This window comes from Ectothiorhodospira magna (assembly GCF_900110965.1).
Classification (GTDB): Bacteria; Pseudomonadota; Gammaproteobacteria; order Ectothiorhodospirales; family Ectothiorhodospiraceae; genus Ectothiorhodospira; species Ectothiorhodospira magna.
Map to the genome: position 1 here is coordinate 78028 of NZ_FOFO01000009.1, position 18719 is coordinate 96746.

Genomic DNA, 18719 nt, shown 5'->3' on the forward strand with positions numbered 1-18719 from the left:
GCATCCCCATCATTCCCGTACCGTACAGCCTGCCTTTGCTGTTTCTGCTTGCCTTTTCCGCCTCGGTGCTGGCGGAGGAGACGGTCACCCCTGCCGTGCCCGATCCGGCCCCGGTCACCGACCGCCCCGGCCCCACCACCCTGGACGCCGACACCCGCCGCTATCTGGGCCTGATGCCCCGCGCCTTCGACGAGGGCCAGATCACCGAATCCCTGCCCGCCGGTCCCGGCCTGTACGAGATCTACCAACTGGCCCTGGACCACGACGACGCCTGGGCCGCCGCCCGCGCCCGTCTGGAAGGGGCCAGGGAAGCCTACCCCATCGCCCGTGCCCAACTGCTGCCCAGGGTCACCCTCAGCGGCAGCACTGGCGAAACCCGGCGGGAATCAGAAACCGCCATGGGCACCGACGACCGCACCTATACCCAGGACACCGTGCGCCTGCAGGCCCGTCAGCCCCTGTTCAATCTGGACAGTTTCAACCGCACCCGCATGGCCCTGCGGGAAGTGGACGTGAGCGAATACGAACTGGAAATGGCCCGCCAGGAACTGATCCAGCGGGTGGTGGAGGCCTACACCGGCCTGCTGCTGGCCCAGGAACGGCTCAATCTGGTGCGCCTGCAGGCCCAGGCAGTGGAGGCCCAGAAGCATCAGGCCGAACGGATGCGGGTCGGCGGCATTGCCACCCGCACCGACGTCCAGGAAGCCCAGGCCCGACTGGACCTGATCCGCGCCCAGGAAATCCAGGCCGTGAATCAGCGGGACATCCGCCGCCGGGAACTGCGCCTGATCACCTACACCCTCATCGAAGCGGTCCAGCCCCTGCGGGAAGACATGCCCTTCACCCCGCCAGAGCCGGCGGATATGGACATCTGGATCGCCCAGGCCGGGGAACAGTCTCTGGACGTACTGGCCCAGACCCAAATGCTGGAACGGGAACAGTTCAACGTCCGCCGCGCCAGAAGCCAGCATTACCCCACCCTGGACCTAGTGGCCGGCTATGAACGCTTCTCCAATTCCGACCTGGGCTACAGCCGGGATGAATATGGCCGGATCATGGTCGAACTCAACCTGCCCCTGTACCAGGGGGGCCGGGTGACCGCCGAAACCCGCCAGGCCCGGGCCGGCGTGGACGAGGCCCGGCAACGGCTGGAACGCAGCCGCCGGGAAAGCGAACTGGCCGCCGGCAGCGCCTGGCTGGACCTGGTCAACAGCCTCGCCCGCATCGAGGCCCTGGAACAGGCCCGCCAGTCCAGCGAAACCGCCCTGATGGCCGCGGAAGTCTCCCTCACCGTGGCCTACCGCACCTTCGTGGACGTGCTCAACGCCCAGCAACAACTCTACGAAGCCCGTTTTGAACTGCTCAGCGCCCGGATCGACTATGTCCGTGCCTTCGTCGCCCTGCATGCCGCCACCGGCGCCCTCGACGACGGCATCATCGAACGCCTGGATGGCTGGCTGAAGAGATCCTGATCATGTCCGACCCCAAAGAAGCCCGCTCAGCCATCCTGGCTGCCCTCGGGCAGTTCCGTCATGTTTTCGGTTCCGCCCTGGCCTTCAGCATGGTCATCAACCTGCTCATGCTGGTCCCGGCCATCTACATGCTCCAGCTCTACGACCGGGTACTGGCCAGCATGAACGTCTCCACCCTCATCATGCTCACCCTGGTGGTGGTGGGGCTGTACATTGTCTTGGCCGCCATGGAAATGATCCGCAGCAAGACCCTCATCCGCATGGGCAACCGGCTGGATGAACAACTCAACGGCCAGGTGTTCCGCGCCACCTACGAAAGCTACCTGCGCCAGGGCAACGGCAACGCCCAGCAGTCCCTGTCCGATTTCACCAATGTGCGCCAGTTCACCACCGGCCAGGGCATCATCGCCTTCTTCGACGCCCCCTGGACCCCCATCTTCATCATGGTCATGTTCATGTTCCATTGGAAGATCGGGGTACTGGCCATTTTTGGCGCCACCATTTTGCTGATCCTGGCCCTGGCCAACGAATGGCTCACCTCCAAGCCCCTGTCCGAAGCCAACCGCATCGCCAACCGGGCCAATGCCCAGGCCGCCTCCAACCTGCGCAACGCGGAAGTCATCGAGGCCATGGGCATGATCGACCGGGTGCGTACCCGCTGGCTGTCCATGCACCACAAGATGCTCGACCATCAGACCGTGGCCAGCGAACGGGCCGCCGTCCTCACCGGCCTGACCAAAACCCTCTCCCTGGCCATGCAGTCCCTGGTGCTGGGTCTGGGGGCCTGGCTGGTGATTCACAACGAAATGACCGCCGGCATGATGATCGCCGGCTCCATCCTCATGGGTCGGGCCCTGGCCCCCATGCAGCAGCTCATCGGCTCCTGGCGCGGTTTTGTCGCCACCCGCAACGCCCACGAACGGGTCAGTGGTCTGCTGCGCACCTTCCCGGAGCGGCCAGAAGCCCTGCCCCTGCCCCCCCCCAAGGGTCACCTCAAGGTGGAAGGGCTCTACGCTGCTCCCCCTGGTGTGCAAAAGCCAGTGATCAGCAACGTCTCCTTTGCTCTGGAGGCCGGCCAGATCCTGGGTATGGTGGGCCCCAGCGCCTCGGGCAAATCCACCCTGGCCCGACTGCTGGTGGGGGTCTGGTCCCCCATGGCAGGCAAGGTCCGCATGGACGGCGCCGACCTCTACACCTGGGACAAACGCCAGTTGGGTGACCATATCGGCTATCTGCCCCAGGACATCGAACTGTTCGACGGCACCGTGGCGGAAAACATCGCCCGCTTTGGCCAGATCGACCCGGATCAAGTGGTCAAGGCCGCCCAGAAGGCGGGTGTCCATGAGATGATCCTGCGCTTCCCCGGCGGCTACGACACCGTCATCGGCACCGGCGGCTTCAACCTCTCCGGCGGCCAGCGCCAGCGCATTGCCCTGGCCCGGGCAGTTTACGGCAGCCCCCGCCTGATCGTACTGGACGAACCCAACTCCAACCTGGACGACAGCGGCGAACAGGCCCTGATCACCACCGTGCGGCAACTCAAGGCCGACGGGGTCACCGTCATCATCATCACCCACCGCACCAGCATCATCGCCGCCGTGGACCAGATGCTGGTGATGCGGGACGGCCAGGCCAGCATGTTCGGCCCACGGGATGACGTTCTCACCGCCCTCAAATCCGGCGGTGCCATGACCCCCAGGAGCCAGCCCTGATGAAAGACCTGATCAAGCGCACCGGCGACATCATCAGCCGCCCCGGCACCCGCCTCACCACCGAAGGGGAAGGGGAGGGGGGCCGCCCCTCCGCCGCCGTGGAACGGGGGCCTGGGGGCATCATGACCCTGGGCTGGCTCATCATCATCCTGGGCCTGTTCGGATTCGGGGTCTGGGCCGCCACCGCCCCCCTGGACTCCGGCGTCACCGCCCCCGGCACCATCGTGGTGGACTCCCAGCGCATACGGGTCCAGCACCTCACCGGCGGCATCGTCGATGACATCCTAGTGCGGGACGGCGACCAGGTCCACCGGGGCCAGGTCATGATCCGCCTCAACCGCACCAACCCCCAGGCGGAACTGGCCATCGTCCGCTCCCAACTGCTCTCCTTCCTGGCGGTGGAAGCCCGCCTGCTGGCGGAACGGGACGGCGCCGACGCCCTGGTCCTGCCCCCGGACGTAGTCCAGGAAATGCACGACCCCCGCATCGCCCAGGTGGTCAGCACCCAGCAACAGCTGTTCACCACCCGCCGGGACGGCCTGGGGAACGAACTGGCCATCCTGGAAGAAAACGCCCGGGGCATCCGGGAACAGATCCAGGGCCTGGAAGCCCAGCAGACCAGCAAGCGCCGCCAGATTGAACTGCTGGAAGAAGAACTGGCCGCCATGCAGGTCTTGTTCGAGGAAGGCTACGTCCCCCGCACCCGCATCTTTGAACTGGAACGGGCCCTGGCCCAGACCCAGGCCGGCCTGTCCGAGGACATCGCCGCCCTGGGCCGTGCCCGCGCCGCCCTGAGCGAAGTGCGCCTGCACAAGGTCCAGCGGGAACAGGAATACCACAAGGACATCGACACCCAGCTGGGCAACATCCAGCGGGAAGTGGACAGCCTGCAGGAGCGCCGTATCGCCCTCACCGACCAGCTGGAGCGGGTGGAAATCCGCGCCCCCGTCACCGGCGTGGTGGTCAACCGCCAGATCAACTCCATCGGCGGCGTCATCCGCGCCGGCGAGGACATCCTCGAACTGGTCCCCGACGGCGAACCCCTGGTGGTCCAGGCCCAGGTGCCGCCCCAGTCCATCGAACTGGTCACCGAAGGGCTCACCGCCATGGTCCGTTTCACCGCCCTGAGCACCATGAACCCGGTGGTGGAAGGGCAGGTGACCCGGGTATCCGCCGACCGGCTCACGGATCAACGCAGCGGCATGGACTACTTTGAAGTCCGCATCGAAGTCACCCCGGAGGAACTGGCCCGGCTCACCTTCGAGCGCATCGTCCCCGGCATGCCGGTGGACGTGGTCATCCGCACCGGCGAACATAGCCTGCTCCATTACCTGCTCAAGCCGGTGATGGATCATGTGTTCACCGCGTTCCGGGAACGCTAGGGGCGCCCGTGCCGAACAGGACGTCGGCGGCACCGCCGGGAAACAGCCATGCGTGTACTGCACGTCTATAAGACCTACTTCCCCGAAACCCAGGGGGGGCTGGAGGAGGTGATCCGCCAGATCTGCCTCTACACCCGTCCCCTGGGGGTGGAAAGCCGCATCCTGACCCTGGCCCGGAACGCCCATCCCGCCGTCATCCAGTTGCCCGAAGCCACCGTTCACCGCCTGCCCCGACAGGCGGAAGTGGCTTCCTGCGGGCTGTCCTGGCCCTTCTTTGCCGCCTTCCGGGAACAGGCCGCCTGGGCCGATGTGATCCATTACCATTTCCCCTGGCCCATGGCGGACCTGGCCCACCTGCGCCATGCCCCCGATCGGCGCAGCATTGTTACCTACCACGCGGACATCGTCCGCCAGCAGGGCCTGCTGCGCCTCTACCGGCCTCTCATGAACCGCTTTTTAGCCCGGGTGGATGCGGTAGTGGCCACCTCCGACAACTATCGCCGCACCAGTCCGGTGCTGCAGGCCCTGGGCCAGCAGGTCCAGGTCATCCCCATTGGCCTGGGAGACGGCAGCCTGCCCAACCCCTGTCCCCGGCGCCTGCACGCCCTGCAGGACCGTTTCGGCACCGACTTCCTGTTCTTCATCGGTGTCCTGCGCTACTACAAGGGTCTGCATATCCTGTTACAGGCCCTCGCCGCCCATCCCGATGACGCCCCCACCCTGGTCATCGCCGGCACCGGTCCCATGGAAGTCCGTCTCCATCGCCAGGCCCGGCGCATCGGTCTCAACCGGATTCACTTTCTGGGCCCTATCGACGAAGCAGACAAACATGCCCTGCTGCACCTGTGCCGGGCGGTGGTCTTCCCCTCCCACCTGCGTTCTGAAGCCTTCGGCGTCACCCTGCTGGAAGGGGCCATGCACGGCAAGCCCCTCATCAGTACCGACATCGGCACCGGCACCAGCTACGTCAACCGCGATGGCCACACCGGGCTGGTGATCCCCCCCGACGACCCCCAGGCCCTGCGCCGGGCCATGGACACCCTGTATCGGGACCCGGTCCTGGCCCGTCGCCTGGGGGAAGGCGCCCGCCAACGCTATCTGGACCATTTCACCGCGCCCCGCATGGCCCAGGCCTATCACCGCCTGTATCAGGGCCCATCGACAGACACCATGCCAACATCCTCTGCTTCCCCGACAGACACACAGGCTTGACCAAGCATGGACCGCAGCCTGCAACAACTGACCGCCCTGTGGCGCTTCCGGCATTTTGTCCTGGGGGAGGTGGCCAAGGAATTCCGCGCCCGTTTTGCCCGCAGCCGCCTGGGCGCCCTGTGGATCATCCTGCATCCCCTGGCCCTGGTGGCGGTCTACGCCCTGGTCCTGTCCGCCGTTCTGGCCGCCAAACTGCCCGGCATCGACAGCCCCTACGCCTTTGCCATCTATCTCACCGCCGGCATCTTCGCCTGGAGCCTGTTTGCCGACATCCTCACCCGCTGCACCCGCCTGTTTGTGGAACAGGGCAACGTGCTCAAAAAAGTGGTCTTCCCCCGCATCACCCTGCCCATCATCGTGCTGGGGGTGGCCCTGATCGACAACCTGGTGCTGTTGCTGGCCATTTTGATCATCTTCGGCCTGCTGGGTCACTGGCCCGGCGGCCAGATCCTTTGGCTGCCCCTGCTGCTGCTGCTCAACATGGCCCTGGCCCTGGGCCTGGGCCTGATCCTGGGCACCCTCAACGTCTTCATCCGCGACGTGGGTCAGGTGGTGCCCATCGCCCTGCAATTTGGCTTCTGGCTCACCCCCATCGTCTACACCCCCGACATCCTGCCCGCCGCCCTGGCGGCCCTGCTGGCTTGGTCCCCCCTGTTCCCCCTGGTGGGGGCTTACCAGTCGGTGCTGGTATTCAACACCGCCCCGGAGCCGGCCCACCTGCTGGCCCTGGCCACATTGGTGACCGGACTGCTGGCCCTGGCCCTGATCCTGTTCCGACGCGCCAGCGCCGAGATGGTGGACCTGCTGTGAACCTGCTGACATTGCAACAGATCGGCAAGGTCTACCGCACCTATGGCTCGGAATGGCGCCGGCTGGCCCGGCTGATGGGTTTGCCCTTCACCCCGGTGGAAGAACATTGGGTGCTGCAGGACATCCACTTCACCCTGGGGGCCGGAGAGGCCCTGGGCATCGTTGGCCGCAACGGCGCCGGCAAGAGCACCCTGCTCAAGCTCATCACCGGCACCATCCCCCCCAGCCAGGGCCAGCTCTGGCGCCGGGACGGGCTGCGCATCGCCGCCATCCTGGAACTGGGCCTGGGTTTCGTCCCCGAATTCACCGGCCGGCGCAACGCCCTGCACACCGCCGAACTCATGGGCCACGACCGCCGCGCCATCGAAGCCGCCATGCCCGAGATCGAAGCCTTTGCCGACATCGGTGACTACTTCGACCAGCCGGTCCGCACCTACTCCACCGGGATGCAGGCCCGGGTGGCCTTTGCCACCGTCACCGCCTTTCGCCCCGACCTGCTCATCGTCGATGAAGCCCTGTCGGTGGGAGACGCCTTTTTCCAGGCCAAATGCTTTGAGCGCATCGCCCGCTACCGGGAACAGGGCATGGCCCTGATCCTGGTCACCCATGCAATGAACGATGTCATCGTCCATTGCGACCGGGCCCTGCTGCTGCACCAGGGCCGACTGCTGGCGGACGGTCCTCCGGTGGACATCACCAACCGCTATTTCGACACCCTGTTCACCCGCCGTCCCGCCACCGTCGCTGATCAGGACGACACCTTCACTCAGGGCCAGCAGGCCCTGTTCCACACCCGGCCCGGCTACCGCAAGGAAGAACACCGCTGGGGGGAGGGCGGGGCGGAAATCCTCGATGTCCAGATCCGCGCCGACGGCCACCTGTTCCCGGCGGAAATCCCCAGCGGCGCCCAGGTGGAATTTGCCTTCAAGGTGCGTTTTGATCAGGATTATCCCGCCGTGGTCCCCGGCCTGCTGATCAAGACCCTGGACGGGGTGTTTGTCTACGGCACCAACGCCCACGACGCCACCGCCGGCCAGGCGCCCCCCCTGTCGGTGCGCCAGGGCCAATGCTACCACTTCGCCTTTGCCCTGGCCCTGACCCTCAACGCCGGCGACTATCTGATATCCTTTGGCATCTCCAGCGGCGATCCCGTCCGGGGGGAGAATCTGGTCCCCCTGGACCGTCGCTACGATGCCCTGATCCTCCATGTCCACCGCCCGGTACCCTTCTGGGGTATCGCGGACCTGGGCGCCCGTTATCAACAGCATCCCGTGGATTCTTGACGCATATATAAGGTATGAAATCTTCCATCTCCCCGGAACTGCTGGCGGCCCTGCCGGAGCTGTACCAGCCCGTCTACGGCCACCCGGAATGCTCCGCCGCCGCCATGCGCCCCTGTCAGGACCGGCTGGACCGGATACTGGCGGTCCATGATGCCCTGCAACAACATCTGGGCCGCCCCCCGCGGGTGCTGGACCTGGGCTGCGCCCAGGGCTTCTTCAGCCTGCATCTGGCCGCCCGTGGCGCCCAGGTCCAGGGCATCGACAGCGACCCCGCCAGCATCGCCCTGTGCCAGGCCCTGGCTGCCGAACACCCGGACCTGACCGTCACCTTCACCCAGGCCACGGTGGAATCCCTGCTGGAGGACTTCCCGGCGGACCAATACGACCTGATCCTGGGTCTGAGCGTGCTCCACCACCTCATCCACGCCCACGGCCAGGACACCATCAGCCAATGGCTGACCCAGGTCCGGGCCGGGGCCGCCGCCCTGATCCTGGAACTGGCCCTCAAGGAAGAACCCCTGCCCTGGGCCGAATCCCTGCCGGCGGACCCCCTGGAGATCCTGGGAGACAGCGCCTTCATTCACCCCCTGGGCCATCACCCCACCCATCTTTCAGACCTGCCCCGGCCCCTGCTGGTGGTCAGTGACCGTTACTGGATCCTGCCCCCCGGTGCCGGCCCCATCGACAGCCACACCCAGCAATCCCACGATCTGGCCCAGGGGCATTACCAGGGCACCCGCCGCTACTATCGCAGCGGCGACCGGCTCATCAAGCATTTCCGCTTCGACGCCCCCCCCGCCTTCGACAACTCCGGCGAACTGGCCAGGGAAATCCACCAGCTCACCCACCCCCCGGCGGGCTTTACCGTACCCGCCCTGCTGGACTACGGCAGTGACCCGGACGCTGGCTGGCTGATCCGCCAATGGTGGCCCGGCCACCTGCTGCTGGACGAACTGCGCCAGGGACCGCTGCCGGACCACGCCCCGGTGCTGCTACAGGTTCTGGACCAGCTGGCCACCCTGGAAGCCGCCGGTCTCTACCACAACGACCTGCGCCCCTGGAACCTGCTGCGCCGGGATGACGGCACCGTGGCTCTCATCGACTACGGCGCCATCGTCCCCCAGCCGGTGGACCGGGCCTGGCCCGGCAGTCCCCATCTGGCGGTCTTCATCCTGATTCACGAACTGGTCAGCGGCCAGGTTCACCATCCAGAACCCCTGCGCCCCGCCGCCATCAGCCCCTGGGGCCTGCCGCCACCCTACCGCCAATGGGCCGCCCGGTTCTGGGACACCCCCCCGGCCCAATGGCGCTTTGCCCGGATGCGGGACAGCCTTCAGGCCCTGCTGACCCAGTCACCGGAGGAGGGGCCACCCCTGTTGCCTCCCCAGCGCTGGATCGCCGACATGGAGCAGGCGGTGGACATTCATGGCCGGTCCATTGCCTTCCTGCACTGGCGCCACGACCAGTACACCCAGCATGTCTCCAGCGTGGAGGCTCGCGCCTTCGAGGCCGAGTCCCATGCCCTGGATGCCGAACGTCGGGCGCGGGAATCCGAGCGCCGGGCCCACGACGCCGAAATCCGCGCCCGGGAAGCAGACCAGCAGCGCCACCAGACCGACCATCGCCTGCGGGATGCCGAAACCGCCCTGGCCGTTGCCAAAGCACAGGAACGCAACCTGCTGACCCGACTGCGGGCGCTGCAGGACCAGCAACAGGCAGCCCAGCATCAACATCAGCAGGCCCAGAGCCAGATCAGCCAGCTTCAGGCCGAACTGGATGACCTGCACCACTACGCCGCCCGACTGGCCGCCGCCGAGGCCGCCCTGCGCCACAGCCTTTCCTGGCGCCTCACCGCTCCCCTGCGCCACACCGTAGAGCGCCTGCGCCAGGGCCGCCAATGGCTGAGCCAGCTCCCGGCCCGGTTACGCCATCTGCCCCATCTCCTGATCCGCGCCCTGGCCGCCCAGGTACTGGGCCGGCCCCGGCTCAAAACCCTGGCCCTGACTCTGCTGGCCCGGCTGCCGGCCCTGCGCCGGACACTGGAACACCACCTGCTCACCCCCCCGACCCCGGCGTCGATAACGCCCCCCCCGGACCTGCCCCCGACGGAAGCCTGGGCCAGGGCCGCCCTGCGGCGCCACCGCTCCTCCTAACGCCAGCCACAAGACAGCAAAAACGATGATCCTGATCGACGTGCGTTATCTGCCCCCACCCCCGGCAGACCCCGCCACCGTGGACCACCCGGCCCTGGCCTGGGTGCTGGCCTGTCTGCGCCAGAGTGCCGACCACCACCTCTGGCTGGCTCCCGCCCGGCCCGATCAGGCCCCGGCCCTGCGCCGGGCCTGGGCTGCCCATCTACCCGCCCACCGGCTCCATCTGGCCCCCTCGGTCCAGATCCCCACGGACCCGGCCCACCGCCGGCTCGGGGCCATCCTCGACCGGGCCGCCGTCCGTGCCCTGGCCCCGGCCCTCTACTGGCTGCCCGCCGCCGACGATCTACCCCCCCTGGAACCGCCCCCCCTGGACCTGCCCTGTGCCACCCTGGCCACCCTCAGCGGCCATCTGGACCCGGCCCTGTTGCCCTGGACCACCGCCACCGGCGCCACCGCCCGCTACTGGCATTGGGTGCAACTGGCCCAGCGGATCGGACACCCGGACACCCCCGAGGCCGCCGCCCGCCTGCAAGACAGTCTGCTGGTGCCCCCCCAGGCCCTGTGGCCGATCCCCGCCGCCGACCCCCAGGCCCAGGCCCAGGCCCTGGCCCGATTCACCCAGCTTGCCCCCCCGGCCCCCCGGCCCACCCTGGCCTTTGTCTCCCCCCTGCCGCCGGTCCCCTCGGGCATCTCCGACTACAGTGCCGAACTGCTGCCCCCCCTGGCCCGCCATTTTGACATCACCCTGGTCAACGCCGGCCCGCCCCTGACCGATCCGGTACTGGAGGCCCTGTTCCCGGTGGTGGATCTGGCCGCCTTCCAGGCCAGGGCAGGGGACTTTGACCACATCGTCTACCAGATGGGCAACGCCGAATACCACGCCCACATGGTGGACCTGATCCGCACCTGGCCCGGCGTCGTCGTCCTTCACGACTTCTTCCTCGGCCACATGCACGCCTGGCGCCAGTTCCAGGGGGGCATCCCCCAGGCCCTCACCCAGGCCCTTTACGACAGCCACGGCCTGCCGGGGCTACGCACCCTGGCCGAAGACGGGGTGGAAGCCGCCATCCTGGGCTACCCCTGCAACCGGGATCTGCTCAGCGCCGCCACTGGCGTCATTGTCCATTCCGACCATGCCCAGGCCCTGGGCCGCCAGTGGCTGCCCGGCGATCTGGCAGACCAATTCCACATCATCCCCCACCTGCGCCGGCCCGTGGTGCCCGCCCCGGACCGGGCCGCCGCCCGGACCGCCCTGGGGCTGGCGGAAGACGACTTCCTGGTCTGCAGCTTCGGCTTCCTCGGCCCCAGCAAATGCAACGAACAGCTGCTGCAGGCCTGGCTGGACAGCCCCCTGGCCGCCCGCCCCGACTGCCATCTGGTGTTCGTGGGCAAAAACCCCGACTCCGACTACGGCCACGCCATCGCCCGCCGCCTCCATGAACCCGCCGGCCAGCCCATCCGCATCACCGGCTATGCAGACCGGGACAGCTACCGCACCTGGCTGGCCGCCGCCGACGTGGCGGTACAGTTGCGCCGTCACAGTCGCGGCGAAAGCTCCGGCACCGCCCTGGACGCCCTGGCCCACGGGGTGCCCCTGATCATCAACGCCCACGGCACCATGGCCGACCTGCCCGCCGAGCCCCTCTGCCGCCTGCCGGACCCGGTCACGGTCCCGGCGCTGCAACAGGCCCTGGAACAGCTCCACGCCGATCCAGCCCGGCGTCAGCGCATGAGCGCCGCGGGCCGGGCCCATATCCAGCACCACCACCATCCCCTGACGGTGGCAGACCAGTACCGCCAGGCACTCACCACCTGCCAGCGCCACAGCCCCGTCAGCCATTACCTGCACCTGGCCGCCACCCTGGGCCGGGCTTGCCCCGATGTCACCCCCCTGGACTCCCTGGCCCATCTGCTGGCCCAGCAGGTGCCCGGTCCCCGTCGCTGCTACGTGGACATCACCGCCCTGCGTCAGGCCCCCCATGTCACCGGCATCGAACGGGTCACCCAGGCCCTGCTGCTGGCCCTGCTGGAACAGGACAACGGCGCCGGCACCCTGGTGCCGGTCTACGAAGACCCCGCCGCCGGCGGTTACCGGGAAGCCCGGGACTGGCTGCTGACCCAGCAGGGGTTGTCTCCCTTACAGGGTGATCCCCTGATCCTGCCCCGCCCCAGGGATCAGTTCCTGGGGCTGGACTGGGCGCCGGCGGCCATCGTCCGCCGCCGGGATCAGCTACAGGCGTGGCGCCAGCGGGGCGTCCGGCTGGGGTTTCTGGTCCACGACATCCTCCCCGTCACCGATCCCCAATGGTTCCCCCCCCATGTCCCGCTCCTGTTCCGGGCCTGGCTGGATACCCTGGCGGCCCTGGCGGACGATTGCTTTTGTGTCTCCGGCGCCACCGCCGATGCCCTCGCCGACCATTGGCGGGCCAGCGGCCTGGACCCCATGCCCCGGATTCAGGTCTCCCACAATGGCGCCGATTTCCTCGCCGACCCCGGACTGCCGCCCCCCCCCCTGTCCGCCCCGGTGGCCCAGGCCGTCAGGGAAGGCTGTCTGCTGATGGTGGGCACCATCGAGCCGCGCAAGGGCCATGCCCAGGCCCTCGATGCCCTGGAACGGCTCTGGGCCGAGGATCTGCCCCTGCATCTGGTGGTGGTGGGGCGGGAAGGCTGGCGTCAGGACAGCCCCCAGGACCGGGCGCCGGTGGCCCGACTGGCGGCGCGTCTGCGCCAGCACCCGCAGCAGGGCCAGCGCCTGCACTGGCTGGAGGATGCCTGTGATGGTCAGTTACTGGCCCTGTACCGGGGCGCCTGGGCCTTGCTGGGGGCTTCGGAAGGAGAGGGCTTTGGTCTGCCCCTGGTGGAGGCGGCCCATCAGGGGCTGCCCCTGATCCTGCGGGATATCCCGGTATTCCGGGAGATTGCCGGGGACGGGGCCTGGTATTTTGCCGGCGCTGCCGCCGAGGATCCCACTGGCCAGGGGCTGGCCCGGTGCATCCGGGACTGGCTCGATGCCCGCGCCGCCGGGCAATTGCCCCCCGCCGGAGGCATGGCCCCCCCCACATGGCAGGAAAGTGCCCGGCGTCTGTGGGCGCTGTTTGGTGAGGTGGGGGATAATTCATCATCTCGCCATTGAATATTGGGGGGGGTTGGAGTACAAAGGGGGCCAACCGGCTTCCCCTGGCGTGGAAGCGTCCTGGTTGATGGTTCTTGCCCTGTGTGCTATTACTATGCACGCGCATTTTCAGGGGCACTGGCCGGTTCACGCTGGGCTGGCAGGAATGATTTGGATTAAATCCGGAGAAAAATTGTAATGACCAACGAACAAGTGTTGCAGCAGTTCTACATTTCTTACTACGGACGGCCCGCGGATCCTGACGGTCTTCAGTTCTGGCTGGACGACATGGAGTACTGGCAGGGTGATCTGGATGCCATGATTGCCGCCTTTGGTGCTGCCGAACAGCCCGAATTTGTCCGCGTTTATGGCGAGGCCGAAACCCCCGAAGACTTCTTTGAAATTGCCTACCGCAATATTCTTAACCGTGCGCCCGATGAAGAAGGTCTGGATTTCTGGGTTGGCAAGTACAACGAACTGCTGGCCGACGGGGTGTCTGCCGACGACGCCCGCGCCTTGTTGGTCATTGAAATGGTTGGCGGTATCCCTGGTGGCAGCGTGGCCGACCAGACCCTGTGGGACAACAAGATGGCCTATGCTGAGCACGTCACTGCTCTGGCCCAGAAAGGCTTCCCCAGTGCCACGGCCCGTACCGAATTCTTTGATGCCATCCGTGCTTCCGACTCCCCCTTTAACAGCCCTGACATCGGCACCTCCGCTGGACTGCTGTCGGCCAAGGCTGAAGCCGATGCGATATTCAATGCGGTAGGTGGTGGTACCACCCCGGTGGACCCGGGTGTGCCTGGAAAAACCTTCTACCTGACCGCCGGCCAGGACATCCTCACCGGCACCGAGCATGACGACCTGTTCATCGCCGATGTGTCCCAGAACATGCTGGGCATGGTGACCAACACACTGGGCACCGGTGACCGCATTGATGGCGGTGCCGGCATCGACACCCTGGAAGCCACCCTGATTGCTGATGAAAACTTCAACACCACCATGGCGGTGCGCCCCATCACCACCAGCGTGGAAAATATTTTCATCAATGCCCTGGCTCAAGGTAACTTTGGTAGCAACACCAGCACCCAGGTTAACAGCAACACCCGCCTGAATGCCGACAACATGTCCGGCATTCAGCAGATCTGGTCCAACGGTTCGGAAGGCTCCCTGCGGGTCGAGAACATGAACAACCCCGGCCATACCGATAACGTCATCATCGGCATGCGCTCCACGGGGAACGAGGGCAGTCAAGCCCAACGTGACGAATCCAACTATGAAGTCTACTTCCGTCAGGATCAGCTGACTGCCGGATCCTCGGGCGAAGGCAACTTCTACTATGATCTGCTGAACCAGGCTGCCTATGACAACAACCCCAGCGCACCGCTGACCGAGTTCCCCCTGGATTCCCTGCGCTTTGACCTCTCCTTTGGTGGAGGTGAGCCTGAGCAGTTCCGGGTATCCCTGCAAGAAGGCGACATGGCTGGAGTCAACACCCATGAGCAGCTGGTAGGCCTGTTGAACAACCACCTCAACGCCATGGCAACGGCGGATGCTCGCCTGCAGGGTCTTCAGTTTGTTGTGCAGGGCACCTTCAACGATGGCGATGGCCGTAACGACATCCCCCAGATCCGTTTGCTGGACAGCAACCCCCAGGGTCGTGAGATCGTCGGCGGTTCCACCCGTTTGGACGAAGACTCCCCCAGCGGCAATATCTACTGGGATCAAGGTCCGCTTGGCGTCAATATTGAAGATGATCCGGTCACTGCCCGTGTGATCCTGGACGACGTGGGTCGCAGCTCCGATGGGGGCTACCTGCGGGTGGGTTCCATGTCCGATAATCTGGGCGGCAACTTCTTCTCTGGTTCCACCGGCATTGAGGTGTTTGACCTGACCGTGCAGCGGGACAGCTCCCTGTCCGGTCTGTACACCACCAATCATCTGCAGCACACCCCGCCGCTGCTCAAGGAAATCCACATCACCAGCGCCAATGGGTTTGATGGTGACCTGACCATTGGTAACAGCAATACGGCGACCAATAGGATTGCGGATAACGAATTCGTCCCCAGCGTCGTCCCCGGCGTCGTCCCCGGCACTTCAGTACCTGCTGGTAATGCCAGTGCCTCCGAATACGGTATCAACGCCATCCGCGCCACGGATTTCCACGGCGACCTGACACTGGGTGTTGCGCCGAATGCACAGACCGGTTTCGTCAACCTGGGTCGTCTGGATGCGTTGATCGATGGTGATGTCACCCTTAATGCCTTGATCAGTGACAGCATTGTCAATGGTATCCGCGCTTTCAACTACAACACTGGCACCGGCTCCGACACCGTCAATGTGACCTACTCCGTGGAAAGCGCTGCATCCAGCAACTTCTCCCTGAATATCAACACCAATGCGGGTGATGACACCGTCACGGTCAATGCCTTCAATGGTACCGATTCCAACTTCCTCAACCACTTGGCATTGATGAACGTGTCCATCGATACCGGTGCCGGAAACGATACGGTCCATGTGGGTAGCCATCGTTCCGTTGCCAATGTCGACACCGGTACCGGTAACGACGTGATCTATGTGGGTGAGACTGGAGTCAATGCCTCTTGGCTGGTCAACGCTGCACCCAACCCGGCGGTGGAGACTGACCCGGTCGGCAATGGCGACACGACCTACCAGATGTTCAAGATGGGGGTTCAAGTTGACTTCCAGGGCATCACTTCGGCAGTGATCCCGGTCACTTTCAGTGCCTACACCACCTCGGCCAGTGACATCAATGCCGCTATTATGCGTGCCATCAACGATGACGCTCAGTTGCGGCATCTGCTGGATGTCACCGAGCTCCGTAACGAAGGGCTGAGGATTGATTCCCAGATTGATCGTGCTCTGGCACCCAACGATCTGCAGATCAATTTCGTTGCACCCAAGTACGAAGTTGAAGTCAATGCCGCAGGTTTCAATCAGTCCACTGACGCCCGTTATGGCAACGATACCGCGACCCTGTTCAATGATCGTGCCACGGTAACCACTGCCGAGCTGGAAGCGGCCTGGAAGGCTTGGTATCCCACGTCCCAGGGTCTGGGTACCGATGCCAGCAGTGGCACGGGCATCTATGCAGGCCTGGGTGCCGGCGGTACCGCAGCCACCATGTTCAACGCCATGTTCAACGCCATTGACGGCTTTGCCACTGGCGCGTCCAACATGAATGGTCTGCCTGGTGTTCGGGATTACAACACCAGCCAGCCTTTCGCTGGCGCCGGCGCCAATTCTGACAATATCACCTTCAACGTCATCAATGCCGGTGCAGGCAACGACGTGATCGTGCTCAGTTCCCGTGAAGGTGACGGTTTTGACACCTTGGTGCTGGAAGGTAATTTCGGTCATAACACCGTCATGAACTTCAACACGGGTACCAGCGCAACGCCGGGTACGGTTGCCGACCAGATCGACTTTACCGCCTATCTGGACGCAGCGGCAGCAGCCCGTGGCACCTCCAACAATGCCACCAACCGGGTTGATCAGCAGGTGCCGTTCAGCTTTGTGAACGCGGCAGGTGTCGCTGGTGTTCCGGGTAACACCTTCGATCACAATGCAGTGGTCATGGTCAGCCTGAGCGATCTGTGGACCAGCGCTTCTGGCCTGACTGCCAATGCAGGCTCCTTGCCCAAGGACTTCAGCGGTCTCACTGCCGGCATGGTCCAGCGCGCCCTGAATGATTTCGTTGCCTCCATCAATGTAGGTAATGTGGCTGCGGCCCAGAACATGCATGGCAGCAAGTTCGTGGTGCGCGTGGTTCAGGATCAGCAGATCGAACTGAATGCGGATGGCAACGCCGTTCTCGGCAATAACATTGCCAACCCCAATGTGGAGAAGGTATTCACGGGTACCATCAGCTGGAACCCAGCTGCTGCCGGCGGTGCTGGCGCTCTGGAATTCTCCGGCATTGCCGAGCGGGGAACCCTGGAGTATGGGAACATGTTCTCCAATCTGTTCGACGTGACTGCTGCCAGTGTTGGTGGCACCGCTGCAGCTAAGGCATCCGCTGTCCTTGCGAAGGAGACATTGGGCCAGCCTCCGATCGATGAAGCCCCGACCGAAGCCCCAACCGAAGCCCCGACCGAAGCGCCGACCGAAGCCCCGACCGAAGCCCCGACGGACGCCCCGACCGACGCCCCGGATGGTGCTCTCAAGGTGATCAAGTTCAACGTCGATGACCCGGACAGCGGTTTTGGTGAGTTGACCCTTGATCTTGCAGATATTGGCTACACCATCTACAACTACGGCGCGGACCTGGACGACCTCCGTGGTGATGACAACGCCAATATTCAGTTCGTACTGGGTAACACCGCGAACGTGACCCTGGGTATCGTCAACCTGACCAACTTCACCGCAGGTGACAGAATCGCCCTGCCGAGCCTCATGGATGCCGTTGATACCGTGTCGTTGAATACTGACAATGGCGACATCAATGTGACTCTCGATGGTCCGGCCATCACACTGCCTTTGGTGGGCGAGGTCAACAATCCTTCCTGGACCCTGGTCTTCGAGGATGCGGTAACTCAGGAGGTTGTGGACGCTGTGGGCGCGCTTGACGGCACTGAGGCCATCCAGGCCATCGGCGCTATCGAGGGCTGGAATGACTGGCTCACCTTCGAGGAGCCTACCGAGGCGCCCACCGAGGCACCTACCGATGCGCCCACCGATGCGCCCACCGATGCGCCTACCCAAGCCCCTGATCAGGACGTTGATGCCGTACAGGTCAACTTCGATGTCAATGACCCGGACAGCGGTTATGGTGAGCTGACCCTTGATCTTGCAGAGATCGGCTACACCATCTACAACTACGGCGTGAATCTGAACGATCTCCGTGGTGATGACAACGCCAATGTGGAATTCACATTGACCAGCACCGCTGATGTGACCCTGGGCATTGTCAACCTGACCCACTTCACCGCCGGCGACAAGATCACCCTGCCGGGCCTTGTCGATGCCATCGACACCGTGTCGGTGAATACTGGTAATGGCGACATCAATGTGACCTTCGAAGGGCCGGCCATCACGTTGCCTTTGGTGGGCGAGGTCAACAATCCTTCCTGGACCCTGGTCTTAGAGGGTGCGGCAACCCAGGATATTGTGGATGCCGTGGGTGCGCTTGATGGCACCGAGGCCATTCAGGCCATCGGCAATGTTGAAGGCTGGAATGATTGGCTCACGTTCTGATTCTCAGGCCATGAGCAGCCTTGAAGACGTCACCGTGCAGCCCGCTTCGGCGGGCCTGCCGGGGGCAGTGTAGACCATGAAGCCTCCTTTTGATGCTGTGTATTTCAGGATCAAGGGAGGCTTTGTGGTATCCTGTCGTCCGTCGTCCCGCCAGGGTTGCGGCTTCGTTGATGAATTTTGGATGAGCGGCTGTGAAAAGCAGCCCAAAGATTGATAGGGTCGGTGTATCAAGCTTGATTGCAGCGCGACAAGTGGTGCACCATAGCCCCATCTAAGCTGACTGACTGGAGAAAGTACTATGTCAATGAATGTTGAATTTGCCCGTGCCTACCTGAAGGAACTGGCCGGCGAAAATGCCAACTCGAC

Annotated in this window: 9 protein-coding genes; all 9 read left to right on the forward strand. The window is 64.8% G+C overall.

Annotated features, from left to right (window positions below; genetic code table 11):
* Positions 1–35: 35 nt before the first annotated feature.
* The 9 genes from BMX62_RS05265 to BMX62_RS05305 all read left to right on the forward strand — a co-directional run bounded on the left by BMX62_RS05265 (position 36) and on the right by BMX62_RS05305 (position 18353).
* A complete protein-coding gene (locus tag BMX62_RS05265) occupies positions 36–1472 on the forward strand; it encodes a TolC family outer membrane protein (RefSeq protein WP_090205388.1) in 1437 nt (478 codons plus the stop codon).
* Positions 1473–1474: 2 nt separating this feature from the next.
* Positions 1475–3184, forward strand: a complete 1710-nt coding sequence (locus BMX62_RS05270; RefSeq protein ID WP_090205391.1) for a type I secretion system permease/ATPase — start codon at positions 1475–1477, stop codon at positions 3182–3184.
* The gene (locus BMX62_RS05275) at positions 3184–4566 is read left to right on the forward strand and encodes an HlyD family type I secretion periplasmic adaptor subunit (protein WP_090205394.1); all 1383 of its coding nucleotides are present in this window, start codon (positions 3184–3186) and stop codon (positions 4564–4566) included. The genes BMX62_RS05270 and BMX62_RS05275 overlap by 1 nt, the downstream gene beginning before the upstream one ends.
* Positions 4567–4614: 48 nt before the next feature.
* Entirely contained in the window at positions 4615–5778 is a 1164-nt protein-coding gene (locus tag BMX62_RS05280; protein ID WP_090205398.1) for a glycosyltransferase, read from the forward strand.
* 6 nt (positions 5779–5784) lie between these two features.
* Entirely contained in the window at positions 5785–6588 is an 804-nt protein-coding gene (locus BMX62_RS05285) for an ABC transporter permease (protein WP_090205402.1), read from the forward strand.
* The gene (locus tag BMX62_RS05290; RefSeq protein WP_274377157.1) at positions 6585–7871 is read left to right on the forward strand and encodes an ABC transporter ATP-binding protein; all 1287 of its coding nucleotides are present in this window, start codon (positions 6585–6587) and stop codon (positions 7869–7871) included. The genes BMX62_RS05285 and BMX62_RS05290 overlap by 4 nt, the downstream gene beginning before the upstream one ends.
* A gap of 14 nt (positions 7872–7885) precedes the next feature.
* Complete coding sequence (locus BMX62_RS05295; RefSeq protein WP_090205406.1) at positions 7886–10024, forward strand: class I SAM-dependent methyltransferase; 2139 nt, start codon at positions 7886–7888, stop codon at positions 10022–10024.
* Between the two features lie 25 nt (positions 10025–10049).
* Positions 10050–13157, forward strand: a complete 3108-nt coding sequence (locus BMX62_RS05300; protein WP_090205409.1) for a glycosyltransferase — start codon at positions 10050–10052, stop codon at positions 13155–13157.
* Positions 13158–13334: 177 nt separating this feature from the next.
* A complete protein-coding gene (locus BMX62_RS05305) occupies positions 13335–18353 on the forward strand; it encodes a DUF4214 domain-containing protein (protein WP_090205412.1) in 5019 nt (1672 codons plus the stop codon).
* Positions 18354–18719: the final 366 nt, after the last annotated feature.